Genomic DNA, 17,477 nt, shown 5'->3' on the forward strand with positions numbered 1-17,477 from the left:
GCCACCGGCCGGCCAGGACCACGTCTCCGGCCCGGCCCGGGGCCTGGACGGGCCCGACGCCCTCGTCGCCCGGCGGCAGCGCGGCTCCTTCGTCACCCGGCCGCGGCCCGGCTCACCGTACGGCGGCGATGGCGGTGGCCCGCCCGTCGTACTCCTCCCGCGCCGCCTCGACCTCCGGCACCCGCCGCTCCGACCAGTGGGCCAGCGCCGCCACCAGGTCCGCCGCCTCCCGCCCCAGCAGGGTGAGGCTGTAGTCGACCCGCGGCGGGATCACCGGGTGCGCCTCGCGGAGCACGAAGCCGTCCCGCTCCAGCGTCTGGAGGGTCTGGGCGAGCATCTTCTCGCTGACCCCGGTGACCTTGCGGCGCAGCTCGCTGAACCGGTAGCCGCGCTCGTTCAGCGCGCCCAGCACCAGCACGCCCCAGCGGCTGGTGACATGCTCCAGCACGCCCCGGGACGGACACATCCGGTCGAAGACGTCGGCGGGCGGCAGTCCGCCCTTGCCCAGCTCGCTTACCTTCATATCAGTACCCTACTTTGAAGTGCGTACTTTCGAAAGGTTAGTGCTGTCCCTAAAGTGAGTTGCGAGGCCAGAACCCCGTAGCAGTCACGTAGCAACCCCGAGGAGCTCCACCATGTACGTCGTCACCGGTGCCACCGGCCAGCTCGGCCGTCTCGTCGTCGAGGGCCTGCTGGCCCGGGTCCCCGCGAGCGAGGTGGCCGTCGCCGTCCGCTCCGCCGAGAAGGCCGCCGACCTGGCCGCGCGCGGCGTGGCCGTCCGGGTGGTCGACTACGACAAGCCGGAGACCCTGGCGGGCGCCTTCGCCGCGGGCGACCGGGTGCTGCTGATCTCGGGCAGCGAGGTCGGCCGCCGGATCCCGCAGCACCGGGCCGTGGTGGACGCCGCCAAGGCCGCCGGGGTCGCCCTGCTCGCCTACACCAGCGCGCCCGGCGCGGCCACCTTCCGGCTGGCCGACGAGCACAAGGCGACCGAGGAGCTGATCCTCGCCTCCGGCCTGCCGTACTCGTTCCTGCGCAACGGCTGGTACACCGAGAACTACCTGGGCGACGCGGCCGGCACGGTGGCGCGCGGCGTGGTGCTCGGCAGCGCCGGGGAGGGCCGGGTCGCCACCGCCCCGCGCCGGGACTACGCGGACGCGGCGGTCGCCGTCCTGACCGGCCTGGGCCACGAGGGCACGGTGTACGAGCTGAGCGGCGACGCCGCCTGGAGCCTGCCCGAGCTGGCCGCCGAGCTGGCGGAGGCCTCCGGCAAGCCGGTCGGGCACCGGAACGTCACCCCGGCCGAGCACCTGGACGTGCTGGTCGGCGCGGGCCTGCCGCAGGGCTTCGCCGAGGTCCTGGTGGACGTGGACGCGGGCATCGTCCGCGGCGAGCTGGCCGGCACCCCGGGCGACCTGTCCCGGCTGATCGGCCGCCCGACCGTCCCGCTGGCCGAGTCCGTCCGCGAGGCCCTGAACGCCTGAGCCTGCCGCGGCTCCGCGGCGGCCCTGAACGCCTGAGCCTGCCGCGGCTCCGCGCCCCGGTGCCGCCGGAACGTCCGGCATGCAAACACTGTCATGACCAAAATCCGGAAACGGAGATGACAGTCGCCCCTCCCGCCCGCTACCGTCGCCTCGACACACGCGCGCGGGAGGGCACTCGGCCATGGCGGAGACAGACCAGCAGGACAACGGCCGGGGCCTCTGGTACGGCGCCGCCGCGTACGGCATCTGGGGCCTGTTCCCCCTGTTCTGGCCGCTGCTGGAGCCCAGCCCCGCCGACGACATCCTGGCCAACCGGATGGTCTGGTCGCTGGTCGCGGTGCTCCTGATGCTGATAGCCCAGCGGCACTGGGGCTGGATACGCCCGCTGCTGCGCCAGCCCCGCCGGCTCGCCATGCTGGCCGCGGCGGCCACCGTGATCTCGGTCAACTGGGCCGTCTACATCTGGGCCGTCAACGCCGGGCACGTGGTCGAGACCAGCCTCGGCTACTTCATCAACCCCCTGGTCACCATCGCCTTCGGCGTCCTGGTGCTCAAGGAACGGCTGCGCCGGGTGCAGTGGACGGCGGTCGGCATCGGTGCCGCCGCCGTCGCGGTGCTCACCGTCGCGTACGGGCAGCTGCCCTGGATCGCCCTCACCCTGGCGCTCTCCTTCGCCACCTACGGCCTGCTGAAGAAGCAGGTCGGGCTGAGCGGGCTGGAGAGCCTGGCGGCCGAGAGCGCCTTCATGTTCCCGTTCGCCCTCGGCTACCTGGTCTACCTCCAGGCCAGCGGGCGCGGCACCTTCGGGCACACGGTGGCCGGCTCGTACGGCTGGGGGCACTCCGGGCTGCTGATGCTCAGCGGCGTGATCACCGCGATCCCGCTGCTGTTCTTCGGCGCGGCCGCCGTCCGGGTGCCGCTGACCGTGCTCGGGCTGCTCCAGTACCTGGCGCCGGTGTTCCAGTTCCTGATCGGCGTCGCGGTGTTCCACGAGTCCATGCCGCCCGCCCGCTGGGCCGGCTTCGGCCTGGTCTGGGTCGCGCTCGCGCTGCTCACCTGGGACGCGCTGCGCCAGGTCAGGGCCGACCGCGCGGCCCGGGCCGCGGCCGCGCCGAAGCCCGAACCCGCGCGGCCGGCCGTCACGCGCTGATGTCCCGGCCGGCGAAGCGCGCCCAGGCCGCCGAGCCGAACACGGCGACGTAGGCGGCCTGGAGGCCGAGGTCCTTCAGCACGCCGTCCCAGTACATCGGCGCCCGCAGCAGGTCCGCGAAGCTCAGCCAGTAGTGGGAGAACAGGAACGGCCTCACCGCGTCCAGTTGTGGGAACACGTCCAGGATCTGGACGGTGACCACCAGGACGACGGTGGCGGCCATCGCCGCGATGCCGCTGCCGGTGAGCGTCGAGACGAACAGCCCGATCGCCACCAGCCCGGCCAGCGAGGCCGCGACCACCAGCGCCACCAGCAGCGCGCGCAGCAGCGCGTCGCCGAGACCGATGGTGTCCCCGGAGAGCAGCGTCACCTCGCCGAGCGGGAAGAGCGCGGCGCCCGCGGCCAGCGCCGACACCGCGACCGCCGCTGTGGCGGCCAGGCAGAACACCAGCCCGGCGGTGAACTTGGCGGCCAGCAGCCTGGTCCGCCCGGCCGGGGCGACCAGCAGGTAGCGCAGCGTCCCGGTGGCGGCCTCGCCCGCCACCGAGTCCCCGGCGACCACGCCGACCGTCATCGGCAGGAAGACCGGCAGGGTCACCGCCAGGGACGTGAAGACCAGGAAGAGCCCGTTCTGCGTGGTCTGCGCGATGAAGCTCGGACCGCCGCCCTCGTGCGGGCTGTCCGTGTTGAGCTTGACCACCACCCCGATCAGGACCGGCAGCACCGCCAGGATGCCCAGCAGCACCATGGTGCGCATCCGCCGGAAGGTCAGGTGCAGCTCGTTCCTGAACAGCGCCAGGAACCCGGCCACCGTCTGCGGCCGCCGGCCGGTGCGGATCGGCAGCGCCTCAGCCCGCGACATCGAAGCCCTCCCCGGTCAGCGCCACGAAGGCGTCCTCCAACGTGCCCCGCTCCAGCCCGAAGCCGTGCACCCGCACCCCGGCCCCGACCAGCGCCGCGCACAGCCTGGGCAGCGCCTCCTCGTCGAGCACACCGGGCTCGCCGTCCACCCGGTCCTCGCCGGGCACCAGGGCGGTGACCCGGTGGGCGGCCAGCACCTCGGCGGCCCGCGCCACGTCCGGGGTGCGGACCACCAGCCGGCCCTGCGCCCTGGCGGCCAGCTCGGCGACGGTGCCCTGCACCACCAGCCGGCCCCGGGACATCACCGCGGCGTGGGTGCAGACGTGCTCGATCTCGTCCAGCAGGTGCGAGGAGAGGAACACCGTGGTGCCCTCCGCCGCGACCTCCCTGACCAGCGCCCGGATCTCCCGCATGCCCTGCGGGTCCAGCCCGTTGGTCGGCTCGTCCAGCACCAGCAGCTCGCGCGGCTGGAGCAGCGCGGAGGCCAGGCCCAGGCGCTGCTTCATGCCCAGCGAGTACGCGCGGGCCTTCTTGTCCGCCGCCGCGCCCAGGCCGACCCGCTCCAGCGCGGCGCCGACCCGCTGCCGGCGGGTGCGCGGGTCGGCGGTCGGGTCGGCCGCGTCGAAGCGCACCAGGTTGTCCCGCCCGGAGAGGAAGCCGTACAGCGCCGGGCCCTCGATCAGCGCGCCCACCCGGGGCAGCACGGTGGCGACGGACTGCGGCATCGACTCGCCGAGGACGGTGGCCACGCCCGAGGTGGGGGCGATCAGGCCCATCAGCATCCGGATGGTGGTGGTCTTGCCGGAGCCGTTGGGGCCCAGGAAGCCGAAGACGGAGCCGCGCGGCACGGCCAGGTCCAGGCCGTCCACGGCGAGCTGGCCGCCGCGGAAGCGCTTGGTCAGGCCGCGGGTCCGGATGACGTCGTCGGTGCGGGAGCCGGACGGGCCGGCGGTACCGGCAGCAGCGGCGGCACTGGCCGCACCGGCCGCACCGGTTGTCGCAGGGGAGGAGAGGGAGGAGGGGGAGGCGGATGGAACGGGAACGGGGGCCGGGCGCGGCTCGGCGCCCGTACCCCCGGCCGACTCCGTAACGTCCCCCGTTACGGGAGCCTTGGTCATCCGTCAGTTCACCCCGGCGGCGTGCTGGAGGACCGGCAGGGTCACCGCGCCGGCGAAGATCCGGCCGTCGTCGGTGAGCAGGACGTTGAGCACCTTGGTGCTCACCAGCGTGCCGCCGTCGACCGGCTTGCCGAACGACTTCGCCATCGCCTGCGGGTTCAGCGACCGTGCCGCACCGTCCCCGCCGCCGTCGCCCCGCGGCGCGCCGCCGGCGGTGCCGGGCGGCTGGGTGGCGACGATCGCCGTCCAGCCCTCACCGATCACGTTCACGCCCTCGTGCCCCTGGGCGCCCCGGTGCTCCCCGGCTCCGTCCGGCGCGCCCTGGGGCGCCCCGTCCGTTTTCTCCTCCGTCACCTTGGCGCCCTTGGGGACGGTGAAGTCGAAGGTCTTGGCGTCCGGCCTGGCGAAGGACACCTTGGTGAAGCGGACGTTCAGCACGGTGCTGCCGTCCACCGACTTCACCGCCACCGCCAGCGGCACCCCGTTGGCGGCGGCCACCGAGATCCTGACCTCGGCCAGGGTCGAACCGGACTGGGTGGGCTTCACGCTCAGCTGGTAGGCGTCCTGCCCGGCCACCTTGGCCGTCCCGGCGACGGTGACCGAAGTGGTGCCGGCGCTCCCGGCCAGGAACTGCCTGGCGGCCTCCTGCGGGCTGGTCGGCAGCTCGGACAGCGGCGCCCCCGCGGGCCGCTCGCCGGCGGCCAGGCCGGCCGTGTGCACCGCGGTGTTGGACGAGCTCTCCCAGGCCCAGGCCTGGTCGCCGTTGTGGACCAGGGTGTAGCCGGACATGTCCTCCAGCACGTCCACCCGCTGGCGCTCCGGACCGTCCACCGCGATCCGCACCGTCTGGTCCCCGCCGAGCAGACCGAGCAGCTTGGACTTCGGGTCCGCGGAGGAGCCCTGGCCGCCGTGGCCGCCGGCCGCCCCGCCGAGGCCGCCGGCCGCGCCCAGCAGCTGGGTGGGCAGGCCGAGGTCGGTGCTGATCGAGACCGTCCCGGACAGTGCCTGGGTCTCGGAGCCGAGCGCCTTGGCGACCACCTGCTCCGCGGTCAGCGCCGGCAGGTCGGGCGGGCCGTCCGCGGCCAGCGCCGGCACCAGTCCCACTCCCGCGGCGATCGCCGCGGCCACCGCCACCGGCACCCCGGCGCGCACCAGGACGCGCCGCCGGGAGCGGTACGGCAGGCCGCCGTCCAGATCGTCCCCCGCCGCCTTCTCGTTGGTCATGGCGTCCTCAACTCCTCTGGGTACCCGTCAGATTGGCCCTGCCCCTCCATTAGAGGTCGCCGCGCGGACGCCGTCATCGCCCTGTGGGGCCAGATCGGGGTGGCCTTCTTGGGTACGCCGACCCTGAGACGGCATCAGGGTTGCTCCGACCCGGGTACCACCCCTGGCGTATCGTCGCGCCATGGACGGAACCGCCGTGGACGCCAGCACCCCGCCGACCGCGAACGCGATGCGCCGAGCCCTGCGCCGCGCCCGGGACGGCGTCGCCCTCGACGTCACCGAGGCAGCCGTGCTGCTCCAGGCCAGAGGCGAGGACCTGCTGGACCTCTGTGCGGGCGCCGCCCGGGTCCGGGACGCCGGCCTCGAAGCGGCCGGCCGGCCCGGGGTCATCACCTACTCCAAGAGCGTCTTCGTCCCGCTCACCCGGCTCTGCCGCGACAAGTGCCACTACTGCACCTTCGCCACCGTCCCCGGCAGGCTGCGCCGGGAGGGCCACGGGATGTACATGTCCCCGGACGAGGTGCTGGAGGTGGCCAGGCGCGGAGCCGAACTCGGCTGCAAGGAAGCCCTGATCACACTCGGCGACAAGCCCGAGGACCGCTGGCCCGAGGCCCGCGAGTGGCTGGACGCGCACGGCTACGACGACACCATCGCCTACGTGCGCGCCATGTCGATCCGCATCCTGGAGGAGACCGGCCTGCTGCCGCACCTCAACCCCGGGGTGCTGAGCTGGACCGACTTCCAGCGGCTCAAGCCGGTCTCCGCCTCGATGGGCATGATGCTGGAGACCACCGCCACCCGGCTGTGGAGCGAGCCCGGCGGCCCGCACTTCGGCTCCCCTGACAAGGAACCGGCCGTCCGGCTGCGGGTGCTGGAGGACGCCGGGCGCAGCTCCGTCCCCTTCACCAGCGGCCTGCTGATCGGCATCGGCGAGACGTACCAGGAGCGCGCCGAGTCGCTGTTCGCGCTGCGCCGGATCTCCCGTGCCTACCACGGCATCCAGGAGCTGATCCTGCAGAACTTCCGGGCCAAGCCGGACACCGCGATGCGCGGCATGCCGGACGCCGAGCTGGACGAGCTGGTCGCCACCGTCGCGGTGGCCCGGCACCTGATGGGCCCGGCCGCCTGCCTCCAGGCGCCGCCGAACCTGGTGGACGGCGAGTACGAGCGGCTGATCGCGGCCGGCATCGACGACTGGGGCGGGGTCTCCCCGCTCACCCCCGACCACGTCAACCCCGAGCGCCCCTGGCCGCAGATCGACCGGCTGGCCGAGCGCTCGGCGGCGGCCGGCTTCGAGCTGCGCGAGCGCCTCGCCGTCTACCCCGAGTACGTGCGCCGCGGCGAGCCCTGGCTGGACCCGCGGGTGCTGCCGCACGTGCGCGCCCTGGCCGACCCGGCCACCGGACTGGCGGACCCGGACGCGCCGGTCCGCGGCCTGCCCTGGCAGGAGCCCGAGGACCTGCCGGAGTCGTACGGGCGCACCGACCTGCACGCCACCATCGACACCGCGGGCCGCACCGGCGACCGCAGGGCCGACTTTGAGGACGTGTACGGCGACTGGGAGGTGCTGCGCGAGCAGGTGCTCGCCGAGGGCGCCCCCGAGCGCCTCGCCGGGGACCTCAGGGAGGCCCTCGCGGTGGCCGCGGACGACCCGGTGAAGCTGACCGACGACCAGGCGCTGGCCCTGTTCCACGCCGACGGCCCGGCCCTGGACGCCCTCTGCCGGATCGCCGACGACGTGCGCAGGGACGCCGTCGGCGACGACGTCACCTACTGCGTCACCAGGAACATCAACTTCACCAACGTCTGCTACACCGGCTGCCGCTTCTGCGCCTTCGCCCAGCGCCGCACCGACGCGGACGCCTACACCCTCTCCCTGGAACAGGTCGCCGACCGGGCCGCCCAGGCCTGGGAGGTGGGTGCCACCGAGGTCTGCATGCAGGGCGGCATCCACCCGGACCTGCCCGGCACCGCCTACTTCGACATCGCCCGCGCGGTGAAGGAGCGGGTGCCCGGCATCCACGTGCACGCCTTCTCGCCGATGGAGGTGGTCAACGGCGCGACCCGCACCGGGCTCTCGATCAGGGACTGGCTCCAGCGGGCCAAGGAGTCGGGCCTGGACACCATCCCCGGCACCGCCGCCGAGATCCTGGACGACGAGGTCCGCTGGGTGCTCACCAAGGGCAAGCTGCCGGCCGCCACCTGGGTCGAGGTGGTCACCACCGCGCACGAGCTGGGCATCCGTTCCTCGTCCACGATGATGTACGGGCACGTGGACACCCCGAAGCACTGGCTGGGCCACCTGCGGCTGCTCGCCGGGATCCAGCAACGGACGGGCGGCTTCACCGAGTTCGTGACCCTGCCGTTCATCCACACCAACGCGCCGGTCTACCTGGCCGGCATCGCCCGTCCCGGACCGAGCGCCAGGGACAACCGCGCCGTGATCGCGATGGCCCGGCTGCTGCTGCACCCGCACATCCCCAACATCCAGACCAGCTGGGTCAAGCTGGGCGCCGAGGGCGCGGCCGAGATGCTCCGCTCCGGCGCCAACGACCTGGGCGGCACGCTGATGGAGGAGACCATCTCCCGGATGGCCGGCTCGGCGTACGGGAGTTACAAGTCGGTGCGCGACCTCCAGGCCATCGCCGAGGCGGCGGGCCGTCCGCACCGCCAGCGCACCACCACCTACGGCGAGGTGCCGGCCGAGCGGCGGGCCGCGGCACTGGCCTCGGACGGGCACCTGCCGGAGCTGCTGCCGGTGCTGGACTGACCGCGCCGGACCGACCGTGTCGGACCGACCGCGCGGGGCCCGGCCGCCGCCCGCGCGGCGGCCGGGCCGGGGGCACCGGAGTTCGAGGGATGCCGTCGATCCGCAAGGGGCGTCGAAGTACAGTGCGAGGGCGCGCGGCCGGCCGAGCGTCGCGCGGCCCCCCACACCCGACGAAAGGCGCCCCGTCGTGATGCCACTGTGGTCACGCGCCCAGCAGCAGGACTACCGCAGCCGGGTGCGGGGCTGTCTGCTCGGCGGTGCCATCGGCGACGCGCTCGGTGCGGGCGTCGAGTTCGAGTCGCTGGAGAAGATCCGGGACCGGCACGGCCCGCAGGGCGTCACCGGCTACGTCCCCGCGTACGGGCGCACCGGCGCCGTCACCGACGACACCCAGCTCAGCCTCTTCACCGTCGACGGACTGATCCGCGCCCACATCCGGCGCGACACCGGCAGCTGGCACCCGCCCACCGACCTGCACCTGGCCTACCTCCGCTGGGCCGCCACCCAGCGCGACTGGGGCCCGGACGAGCGCCGTCCCGACCTCGGCTGGCTCGGCCGCGAGGAGTGGCTGTACGCCCAGCGCGCCCCCGGCCAGGGCTGCCTGTCCGGCCTCACCGGGACCGGCGCCGAGCGGCTCGGCACCCTGGAGCTGCCGAAGAACCCGCACTCCAAGGGCTGCGGCACGGTGGTGCGGGCGGCGCCCTTCGGGCTGCTCACCACCTGGGAGCCGAGCCTGGTGTTCCAGCTCGCGGTGGAGTGCTCGGTGCTCACCCACGGCCACCCCACCGGCTACCTGGCGGCGGGCGCGTTCGCGGTGATCGTCCAGTCGGTGGCCCGAGGCGGCACCCTGGAGGAGGGCGTCCACCTCGCGCTCGCCCTGCTCTCCGAGCGCCCCGCGCACGAGGAGACCACCGCCGCGCTGCGGGCCGCCCTGGACGCGGTGCGGGCCGGCGAGCCCTCCGCGGAGCGGGTCGAGGCGCTGGGGGAGGGCTGGGTGGCCGAGGAGGCGCTGGCGATCGCCGTCTACTGTGCCCTGGTCGCGCACGACGTGCGCTCGGGCCTGCTGCTCGCGGTCAACCACTCGGGGGACAGCGACGCCACCGGCGCGATCTGCGGCAACCTGCTCGGGGTACTGCACGGGGACACCGCCCTGCCGCCCGGTCTGCTGGCCGGGCTCGAAGGGCGCGGGGCGATCCTCGAACTCGCCGACGACTTCGTGATGGAGCTGGTGCACGGGGCCGAACTGCACGACCGGCAGACCCCGGAGGGCGTCAACTGGACCGCCCGCTACCCGGTGGCGGGCTGAGACCCGCCCCCGACACGGAAGTTGCCCGGAGCACCGCCCGCCGCCTGAAGGCGACGGACACCGCTACGGGCAACTGGTCCGAGTGCGGAACCGCGTGGGCCGGTCAGCCCGGGAGGCCGCCGAAGGCGCCGCCCGCCGCCGACGAGGCGAAGGCGTTCCAGGCCTCGGCGGAGAAGCGCAGCTGCGGGCCACGGGGGTCCTTGGAGTCCCGGACCGCCACCTCCCCCGAGCCGGGGACGGCGATCTCCACGCAGGCGCCCTGGCCTCCGCTGTGACTGCTCTTGCGCCAGGGGGTTCCGTACTCGGACGGGGTGATCATTCGTGGAATTCCTTCTCGATGTCGGCTATCAGCGACCGGCTCTCCGCGACGCCGAGGGCGGCCGCTCTCAGGTAGTCGTACAGACCGGTATAGCGGCGCACGTCCGCCTCCTTCTCCAGGTAGAGATCGCTCGTCACACCTTCGAAGTAGACAACCGTGGAATCGGCTGACTCGGGGAACTCCAGCAGCGAGAATGTCCCGGTCATGCCGGGATGGGCGCCGTGCGAGAACGGGATCACCTGGATGGTGATGTTCGAACGCTGGCTGAGGTCCAGCATCTGCCGCAGCTGCGCCGCCATCACCGCCTTGCTGCCGACCTCACGGCGCAGCACCGCCTCGTCTATGACGGTCCACAGGCTGCCCAGCTGGTTCTCGCCGTGGATGCGCTCCTGGCGCTTCATCCGGACCTGCACCCGGCGCTGCACGGCGACCGCGTCGGTGTCCGGCTGGGTGCCCTCGACCACGGCCTCGGCGTAGTGCTCGGTCTGCAACAGACCGGGGACGAAGGAGGACTCGTACGCGCGGATCGAGGAGGCCTCGGCCTCCAGCCCGATGTAGACGCTGTACGGGGTCGGCATGTCGTTGAAGTCGTGCCACCAGCCGCGCTGGCGCGACTCCTTGGCCATCTCCATCAGGCTGGCGCGCAACTGGTCGTCGGGCACGTTGTACACGTCGCAGAGGTCGCGCACGTCGCGCTGGCTGATGCTGCGGCGGCCGTTCTCCAGCCGGCTGATCTTCGACTGGGAGACCATCAGGCGGCCGGCGACCTCCTCCGCCGTCATGCCCAGGCCCTCGCGGAGCTTGCGCAGCTCCGAACCGAGGCGCCGGCGGCGAACGGTGGGATTGACGTTGGCGGACACTTCGACCTCCGGCCGGACCTCTGGTGCTCGTTGGAACGGCGACCCTCGGAACACTTCGGACATAGGGACCAACCCCCCTGACTTGGAGCAGCATGTCACCTTGGGCCAGGTCGGTGTCGGGGAATCACGGCAGCGCGATAGGACAGATCATCGGAATAGCGCTTCCGCGAGACAGCGAAAGCCCCCAGGTGGTAATGCGGCTCGGCGACTCGGACAGGTGCTGCGGTGGGTGTCCCCGGACCGGCTCGTACGTGCCCCCGGCACGTACGGGGGAGGGCCGCTGCCGGGGGTCCGCCGTCAGCGTCCGGGGACGGCTGAGGGGCGGTCGCCGGGCGACTCGCGTCGCGGGGCGACCGCCCCTCGGTGCTGCTGGTGGCGCCGGTTGCTTCCGGTGCCGCCGGTGGTGCCGATGAAACTGGTAGTGCGTCCGGTGCGTCCGGTGCCCGTCGTGCTCCCGGCGCCGGTGGCACCGGTCGTACGCCGGGCCGCTCAGCGCCGTCGGACGGCGTGAACGGGGCGGCGGGCACCGTCGGGTGCGCGTCCGGTGGCGTCGGGCGCCGTGGCGGCTGTCCGCCGGGCCCCGCGGACCGCTCCGGTCAGCGGGCGCCGACCCGGGAGGCGGGGACCCGCCCGCCCGAACCCCGGCCCGCCGTACGGGCGCCAGGACGGCCGGCGGCGGCCCCGGAACCCTGGGAAGAACGGTTCTGCTGCGCGGGCAGGCCGTTCTGCACGTCCATCACGGCGTGCGCGACCATCCCGCCCAGCGGGTCGTACCGGATCAGGTCGCGCAGCCGCGACCGCGAGGACCGGCCCTCGTTGCCCGGGTACAGGTGCTTGCCCAGCCCGACCGAGTGGGCGAGCGCCGCCAGCGCCGCCGTCCGCGGGTCCGGCGGGACACCGGTGCGGATCGCGGTGTCCAGACGCTGCTTGATCGCGGCGTTGGTGCAGTCGTCGGACGCCTGGTACCGGATCGTCGGCAGCACGCCGCACACCTGGCCCGGCACGGCCGTGACCATGCCGCAGCGCTCCAGGTGCGCCAGATAGGTCTGCCGCAGCCCCAGCCGGGGCCCGCCGATCCAGTGCGCCGCGCGGACCGGACTGCCGCGTCGGCGCAGCAGTTCCAGTGCGTGGTCGAGGGTCGGGTCGCCGGTCGGTCGTGCGAGCACGACGGCGATCCGGTCTCCCTCCGGTACGATCCGTCCGGCCAGGGACAGCTCGACGAGCTGGGCCCCGGCGAGTCCGAGGTCGAGGGTCTGCGGCTGCGCCGTGGTACCCGTGGTCGGGTCCAAAGCGAGCAGCAAGAGTTCCTCGGGAACAGTTCTGCGGCTCTTGCCCATCCAAGCCTCCCCGCGTGGATGAGAGACAGGGTGACGCCTCTCACACGGGCTTGTCGAGTACGCCTCCGAATCGTGACCTTGCGGTGCAGGCGCGGAACCGGCGGCGCGGGGCCCTGCGTCTGACCGGTGGACAGACCGTGGAACGGCCGGGCGACGACAATACGCGCCGGTCGGGCGGGGTGTGCGCGGCCGGAACGGCCGCCGGTGGCGGAGACTGTACAGGTACACGGGCGGGGCGTCGGCTTCCCGAAATCGGGTTCGCCGGTGCCCCGCGGGGCGTTGAGGAGGCTGGGATACGTGGGCGAGTCCCCCGACAGGGTGCTGAGGGACGGCGACGAGCGGCAGCGGGACCGCGAGCGCGAACGGAGCGGTGCGGCGGCCGGTGCCGCCGGTCCCGCCGAGGGCGGTTCCGGCCCGGATGCTGACGGTGCGTCAGTCGCGGCCGACGCCGGGACGACCGCCGGGACCTCCGCGGACACCGCCTCGGACAGCCCTGCGGAGGCCTCCGGCGAGACGCCCTCGGAGGCGTCCGCCGACACCCCCGCGACGGGGGCCAAGGGCGGCTCGACCGTACAGCTCCGCGTCCGGGATGTGGACAGCAGGACGACGATGCTGCGGCTGCCGGTGGACAACAGGACCACCGCGCTGCGGCTGCCCGAGGAACTGGTGAAGGCCGCCGGCAAGGGGAGTTCCGAAGGTGGGGACGAGCAGGCGGGGGCCGCGGCGGAAGCCGAGGAGGTGAAGGAGCCCGCCGGGCGTCCGGTCGGCGCCGACCCGCGTCTCGCCATGCGGACGGCCGTCGCGGTGGCGGACCAGGCGGCGGACCAGGCGGCGGACCAGGCGGTGGAGAAGCCTGCGGAGAAGGCGGCCGAGCCGTCCGAGGAGACCGACGCCGAGGGCACCTCCGAGCCCGGGGCCGAGCCGGCCGGGAAGGCGACCGGCGAGGCCGGTGAGACCGAGGAGGCCGGGAAGGCCGAGGACACCAAGGACGCCGACGACGCCGAGCGCTCCGAGGACGCCGAGGATGCCGAGGACTCCGAGGATGCTCCCGCGACCGGCGCCTTGACCCTCGCGCTGACCAGGACCGGGCAGCCTGGTCAGCCGTCGGGTCAGGCCGAGAAGCTGGAGAAGCCAGCGCCGCTGCGCGCCTCCGCCGCCCCCGTGGCCTCCTCTCCCGCGTCCGGCACCGTCTCCGCGTCCGGCACCGTCCCCCCGGCCGGCACCGTGCCCGAGCCGAAGCCCGAGCCGCGTCCGGAGCCCAGGCCCGTCCCCGAGCCCGAGCCCACCCCGGGCCCGGCGCCGCTGCCGAGGCCGACCCCCGCGCCCGCTCCCGTGCCGGCCCCGAAGCCGCTGCCGGAGCCCGATCCGCGCCCGGTGCCGCCGGTTCCGCCGCTGCCCAAGCCCGAGCCGCTGCCGGCGCCCGAGCCGATGCCGTCGCCGGAGAACACCGCCGAGGCGATGGAGGTCCTGGCCTCCCTCAACGCCCGCCCGGTCTCGCCGCTGCGGCGCGCCCTCAAGCGGGTGACCATCTGGACGGTCTTCCTCGCCGTGGTGCTCGGCGCGCTCGCGGTGGCCCAGCTGCTGCGCCCGCTGCCGGACCCCAAGCTGAAGACGACCACCGCGGGCAGCTACAGCTTCTCCGGCGACCAGCTCGACCTCGCCTGGCCGGCCAAGGGCCAGTCCGCCGCCGAGGTGGTCGGCGTCGGCAGCCTCGGCAGCTCGGGCCCGGAGACGCCGGCCTCGATCGCCAGCGTCACCAAGGTGATGAACGCCTACCTGATCCTCCAGAAGTACCCCCTGAAGAAGGGGGAGAGCGGCCCGAAGATCACCGTCGACAAGCAGGCCGCGCAGGAGTCCGGCAACGTCGACGAGTCCAAGGTGACGCTCACCGAGGGCCAGGTGCTCACCGAGTACCAGGCGCTGGAACTGCTGATGCTGCCCTCGGCCAACAACGTGGCCCGGCTGCTCGCCCGCTTCCACTCCGGTTCCGAGGCCGAGTTCGTCAAGGCGATGAACGACACCGCGACCAAGTTCGGCATGAGCAACACCATCTACGCCGACCCGGCGGGCTTCAACCCGGACACCAAGTCCACCGCCAAGGACCAGCTGAAGCTGGCCGAGCAGGTCATGCAGGACGAGATCTTCCGGCAGATCGTCTCCACCCCGGAGACCAACTTCAACAACGCGAAGATCCCCAACACCAACAACCTGATCAACCCGAAGACCGGCGTCATCGGCGTCAAGACCGGCTCCAGCACCCCGGCCGGCGGCTGCCTGATGTGGGCCGCGTACAAGGAGATCGGCGGCGTGCGGCGGCTGATCCTCGGCGTCACCCTGGGCCAGCAGGCCACCTCGCCCAACCCGGGCGACGGCATCCTGCCGACCGTGCTGAAGGTCAGCGGCAAGCAGATCCAGGCCGCGCAGAACGGCGTGACCGGTCAGACCGTGGTGAAGAAGGGCGACGTCGTCGGCTCGGTGGAGGACGGGCTCGGCGGCAAGGTCGCGCTCGTCGCGACCAAGGACCTGGTGGTGGCGGGCTTCCCCGGGATCTCCGGCACCGTCACCCTGGACGCCTCGAAGATCGGCCACACCGAGCAGGCCGGCAAGGAGGTCGGCGTGCTGCGGGTGGGCGCGGGCGAGGACCGGGTGGAGGTGCCGGTGGCACTCCAGTCGGGCCTGACCCCGCCGTCCATCCAGTCCCGGCTGCTGCGCACGCTGTGAGGCGCTGAGCCGCCGGGGCGCCGAGGCGCCGTACGGAGCGGGAAGGAGAAGGGGAGCCGGTCCCGTACCGGCTCCCCTTCTCCGTGTCCCCGGGCCGCTCTGCCCCCAGGTTGCTGTGCCCCCGGGGCGCTGTGCCCCCGGGTTGCCGTGTCCCCGCGTCCCCGGGGCCTACGTGTCCCGGTCGAGCAGGGCGAGGGTGAGCCCGCCGAGCGGCGTCACCCGGTCCGGGGCGCCGTACCGGGTGCGGAGCAGCTGCGCCTGGTCCGTCGGCATCCCGCCCAGCGGGTCCGTGGTGTCGCCGAGGACCAGCAGCCAGATCCGGGACACCTCGCCCAGGCAGTCCGCCGGCTGCGGGCAGGGCTCCGGCGAGAGGTCCTCGGCGTCGTCGGCGCTCCGCGCGACGAAGACCGGGTACGGCCGGACGTCCGGCGGCAGGTAGTAGCTGACGCCCGGCCAGGCCATCGCCCAGGACTGGTCACCCAGCGGGGCCGCCATCCCGTCCCCGGAGCGGTAGCCGGCGGAGATCTCCAGGGCCGCCGACCTGAACGGCTCCTCCGAGCCGTTGTGCGAGCCCGTGTACCGCACCGCGGGCTGCTTCGGCAGGGCCTCCACGGCGGGCAGGGCGAGCAGGGCGACGGTCAGCAGCCCGGCCACCGCGACGCTCCGCCGGGGCGCCCGGTCCGGTCGGGCCAGGGCCTTCACCGCGCCGTACAGCGCCCCCGCCCCGCCGCCCGCCAGCACCGCCCAGGCGGGCACCGTGAACAGCAGGTACCGCCCGAGGAAGTACGAGGTGTCGCCCAGTCGCGACACCAGCCAGACGCCCACCACCGGCAGCTCCGCGAGCAGCAGCAGCTGCCAGGCCTGGAGCCGCCGGCCGGGCAGCGCCAGTGCCAGCAGCGCCAGCAGGGCGAAGGCGTAGAAGACCGGACCCGAGCCGAACAGGCGCTCGCCGAAGTAGCCGAGGCCGCGCAGGGAGGGGGTCGGTATCCAGCCCAGCTGCCGGTCCGACTGCCGGCTGCCCAGCAGCACCACGGGCAGCACCGGCAGCGCCGACACCGCGACCGCCACCGGGAACCGCCACAGCAGCCGCCGGTCAGCCTCGGGCCGGGTGCGCCACAGGTGCAGTCCCAGCAGCGCCGCCTGCCCGGCGACCGTGCTGAAGGAGACCAGGTGCCCCGCCCCGGCCAGTGCCATCGCCACGCAGTACGGCGCCCAGCGCCGCCAGGTCGGCCGCTCCAGCGCCCGCAGCAGGAAGTACGAGGCCGCCGCGATCGCGCAGGTCACCAGCGCGTAGGAGCGCGCCTCCTGGGCGTACCTGGAGATCTCCGGGGGCACCGCGAGCAGCAGCCCGGCCCCGACCGCCGCCACCCGGCTGCCGAACAGCCGCCGGGCGGTGAGCGCCACGAACGCCGCGGCCCCCGCCATCGCCAGCACGGAGGGTATTCGGAGGGCGACCGTCGAGTCGCCGAACACCGTCGTCCAGGCGTGCATCAGCAGGTAGTACACGCCGTTGCTGGCGTCGATGTGCTGGAGCAGCCGCAGCAGGTCGCCCAGCGAGCGGGTGGCCACCGTCCAGGTCGCGATCTCGTCCCGCCACAGGTCCGGCGTCCCCAGCCGGTACCCGCCCACCACCGTCATGACGACCGCGGGCCACACCCACACCTGCCCCAACAGCCGGCCCACCGGGCGCACAGCAGGTCTCATCGGGTCCTTCGTCTCCTTGAACGCGGTGTGCCGGGGGCGGATCCCACCCTGCCCGGCAGGCTACTTGACCCGCCCTGACACCTCGTCGGCCACCCGCTTCCCATCCGCCCCCCGAGCCCCACCCCCGATCCGGTACGCTGTGAGCGGCCTGGTGCACCCGGGCCGCGCCTCAGTAGCTCAGGGGATAGAGCACGGCTCTCCTAAAGCCGGTGTCGCAGGTTCGAATCCTGCCTGGGGCACAACGAAGACACAGGTCACAGGCCTCCTGCCGATGTCGGCGGGGGGCCTGCGGCGTTTCCCGGCCCCGTCCGTCCGGCCGGCCCCGGGTGTTCTCCCCGGCGTTCGCGGGCCGATGCCGGGAGGTGGCCGGATATTCCGTGGGGTGCGAACCGTCCGAGAGGTAGGCTCCGGTCAAGGGTTTTTGAACGAGTTCAGGAATTGGGGGGCCGGTGTACCGTCACCGTGTCATGATCTCCGCCGCCGTCGTCGCGGCAGTCGTCGGCTTCGTACCCGCCACGGCGCAGGCGGCGGGCCCGTCGGCCGGTCCAGGCCGGGCCGCGAGCGCCACCGCGCCGGCCGCCGGGGCCGCTGGCGCTGCCGCAGGGAAGGCCGCCGCCGAGAAG

13 protein-coding genes and 1 tRNA gene are annotated in these 17,477 nt (G+C 73.8%); 6 read left to right on the forward strand and 8 right to left on the reverse strand.

Translation table 11 applies throughout. The features are described 5' to 3' along the window. Positions 1-112: 112 nt before the first annotated feature. Entirely contained in the window at positions 113-523 is a 411-nt protein-coding gene (locus BU198_RS32265; RefSeq protein WP_188300389.1) for a winged helix-turn-helix transcriptional regulator, read from the reverse strand. A gap of 112 nt (positions 524-635) precedes the next feature. Between BU198_RS32265 and BU198_RS32270 the strand changes: the two genes are divergently transcribed. Further along, positions 636-1,484, forward strand: a complete 849-nt coding sequence (locus tag BU198_RS32270) for an SDR family oxidoreductase (RefSeq protein ID WP_188300390.1) — start codon at positions 636-638, stop codon at positions 1,482-1,484. A gap of 181 nt (positions 1,485-1,665) precedes the next feature. After that, positions 1,666-2,634, forward strand: coding sequence for an EamA family transporter RarD (gene rarD / locus BU198_RS32275; protein ID WP_188300391.1), 969 nt, complete (start codon positions 1,666-1,668; stop codon positions 2,632-2,634). Here rarD and BU198_RS32280 read toward each other — a convergent pair. The 3 genes from BU198_RS32280 to BU198_RS32290 are packed head-to-tail and all read right to left on the reverse strand — an operon-like array spanning position 2,624 to position 5,837. After that, a complete protein-coding gene (locus tag BU198_RS32280; protein WP_188300392.1) occupies positions 2,624-3,496 on the reverse strand; it encodes an ABC transporter permease in 873 nt (290 codons plus the stop codon). The genes rarD and BU198_RS32280 overlap by 11 nt on opposite strands. Then, positions 3,483-4,613 (reverse strand): ABC transporter ATP-binding protein, encoded by a 1,131-nt coding sequence (locus tag BU198_RS32285; protein WP_223245249.1) that lies wholly within the window; start codon positions 4,611-4,613, stop codon positions 3,483-3,485. Before BU198_RS32285 ends, BU198_RS32280 begins: the two co-directional genes overlap by 14 nt. 3 nt (positions 4,614-4,616) lie before the next feature. Beyond that, a complete protein-coding gene (locus tag BU198_RS32290; RefSeq protein WP_188300393.1) occupies positions 4,617-5,837 on the reverse strand; it encodes a LolA family protein in 1,221 nt (406 codons plus the stop codon). Positions 5,838-6,018: 181 nt separating this feature from the next. Here BU198_RS32290 and BU198_RS32295 point away from each other — a divergent pair, with 181 nt between their 5' ends. Both BU198_RS32295 and BU198_RS32300 read left to right on the forward strand, forming a co-directional pair. After that, entirely contained in the window at positions 6,019-8,607 is a 2,589-nt protein-coding gene (locus tag BU198_RS32295) for a bifunctional FO biosynthesis protein CofGH (protein WP_188300394.1), read from the forward strand. Between the two features lie 190 nt (positions 8,608-8,797). Further along, positions 8,798-9,913: an ADP-ribosylglycohydrolase family protein gene (locus BU198_RS32300; RefSeq protein WP_188300395.1), complete on the forward strand. Its 1,116-nt coding sequence runs from the start codon at positions 8,798-8,800 to the stop codon at positions 9,911-9,913. Between the two features lie 103 nt (positions 9,914-10,016). On the opposite strand, the gene BU198_RS32305 is transcribed toward BU198_RS32300, so the two are convergent. From BU198_RS32305 to BU198_RS32315, 3 genes are all read right to left on the reverse strand, one after another. Continuing rightward, on the reverse strand, positions 10,017-10,232 hold the full coding sequence (locus tag BU198_RS32305; protein WP_188300396.1) for a DUF397 domain-containing protein: 216 nt from the start codon (positions 10,230-10,232) through the stop codon (positions 10,017-10,019). Then, positions 10,229-11,092 carry a helix-turn-helix domain-containing protein gene (locus BU198_RS32310; protein WP_188300397.1) on the reverse strand — a complete coding sequence of 288 codons (864 nt, stop codon included), beginning with the start codon at positions 11,090-11,092 and terminating at the stop codon, positions 10,229-10,231. Before BU198_RS32310 ends, BU198_RS32305 begins: the two co-directional genes overlap by 4 nt. 596 nt (positions 11,093-11,688) lie before the next feature. Then, the gene (locus BU198_RS32315) at positions 11,689-12,429 is read right to left on the reverse strand and encodes a GOLPH3/VPS74 family protein (RefSeq protein ID WP_188300398.1); all 741 of its coding nucleotides are present in this window, start codon (positions 12,427-12,429) and stop codon (positions 11,689-11,691) included. Positions 12,430-12,726: 297 nt separating this feature from the next. Between BU198_RS32315 and BU198_RS44030 the strand changes: the two genes are divergently transcribed. Beyond that, positions 12,727-15,150 (forward strand): hypothetical protein, encoded by a 2,424-nt coding sequence (locus BU198_RS44030; RefSeq protein ID WP_188300399.1) that lies wholly within the window; start codon positions 12,727-12,729, stop codon positions 15,148-15,150. Between the two features lie 168 nt (positions 15,151-15,318). Here the strand turns inward: BU198_RS44030 and BU198_RS32325 are convergent, their stop codons facing one another. Further along, positions 15,319-16,854 carry a glycosyltransferase family 39 protein gene (locus tag BU198_RS32325; RefSeq protein WP_188300400.1) on the reverse strand — a complete coding sequence of 512 codons (1,536 nt, stop codon included), beginning with the start codon at positions 16,852-16,854 and terminating at the stop codon, positions 15,319-15,321. A 166-nt stretch (positions 16,855-17,020) separates the two neighbouring features. Between BU198_RS32325 and BU198_RS32330 the strand changes: the two genes are divergently transcribed. Next, positions 17,021-17,093, forward strand: a tRNA-Arg gene (locus tag BU198_RS32330). The last annotated feature ends 384 nt before the right edge of the window (positions 17,094-17,477 follow it).

Origin of the sequence: Streptomyces sp. CBMA156 (assembly GCF_014596515.1) — a bacterium.
Lineage (GTDB): Bacteria > Actinomycetota > Actinomycetes > Streptomycetales > Streptomycetaceae > Kitasatospora.

Excerpts from the sequence above, each read along its gene's own strand:
- BU198_RS32270 (WP_188300390.1), top strand. The coding sequence starts at position 636 with ATGTACGTCGTCACCGGTGCCACCGGCCAGCTCGGCCGTCTCGTCGTC.
- BU198_RS32285 (WP_223245249.1), bottom strand. The coding sequence starts at position 4,613 with ATGACCAAGGCTCCCGTAACGGGGGACGTTACGGAGTCGGCCGGGGGT.
- BU198_RS32280 (WP_188300392.1), bottom strand. The coding sequence starts at position 3,496 with ATGTCGCGGGCTGAGGCGCTGCCGATCCGCACCGGCCGGCGGCCGCAG.
- BU198_RS32325 (WP_188300400.1), bottom strand. The coding sequence starts at position 16,854 with ATGAGACCTGCTGTGCGCCCGGTGGGCCGGCTGTTGGGGCAGGTGTGG.
- BU198_RS32305 (WP_188300396.1), bottom strand. The coding sequence starts at position 10,232 with ATGATCACCCCGTCCGAGTACGGAACCCCCTGGCGCAAGAGCAGTCAC.
- BU198_RS32295 (WP_188300394.1), top strand. The coding sequence starts at position 6,019 with ATGGACGGAACCGCCGTGGACGCCAGCACCCCGCCGACCGCGAACGCG.
- BU198_RS32265 (WP_188300389.1), bottom strand. The coding sequence starts at position 523 with ATGAAGGTAAGCGAGCTGGGCAAGGGCGGACTGCCGCCCGCCGACGTC.
- rarD (WP_188300391.1), top strand. The coding sequence starts at position 1,666 with ATGGCGGAGACAGACCAGCAGGACAACGGCCGGGGCCTCTGGTACGGC.
- BU198_RS32300 (WP_188300395.1), top strand. The coding sequence starts at position 8,798 with ATGCCACTGTGGTCACGCGCCCAGCAGCAGGACTACCGCAGCCGGGTG.
- BU198_RS32290 (WP_188300393.1), bottom strand. The coding sequence starts at position 5,837 with ATGACCAACGAGAAGGCGGCGGGGGACGATCTGGACGGCGGCCTGCCG.
- BU198_RS32315 (WP_188300398.1), bottom strand. The coding sequence starts at position 12,429 with ATGGGCAAGAGCCGCAGAACTGTTCCCGAGGAACTCTTGCTGCTCGCT.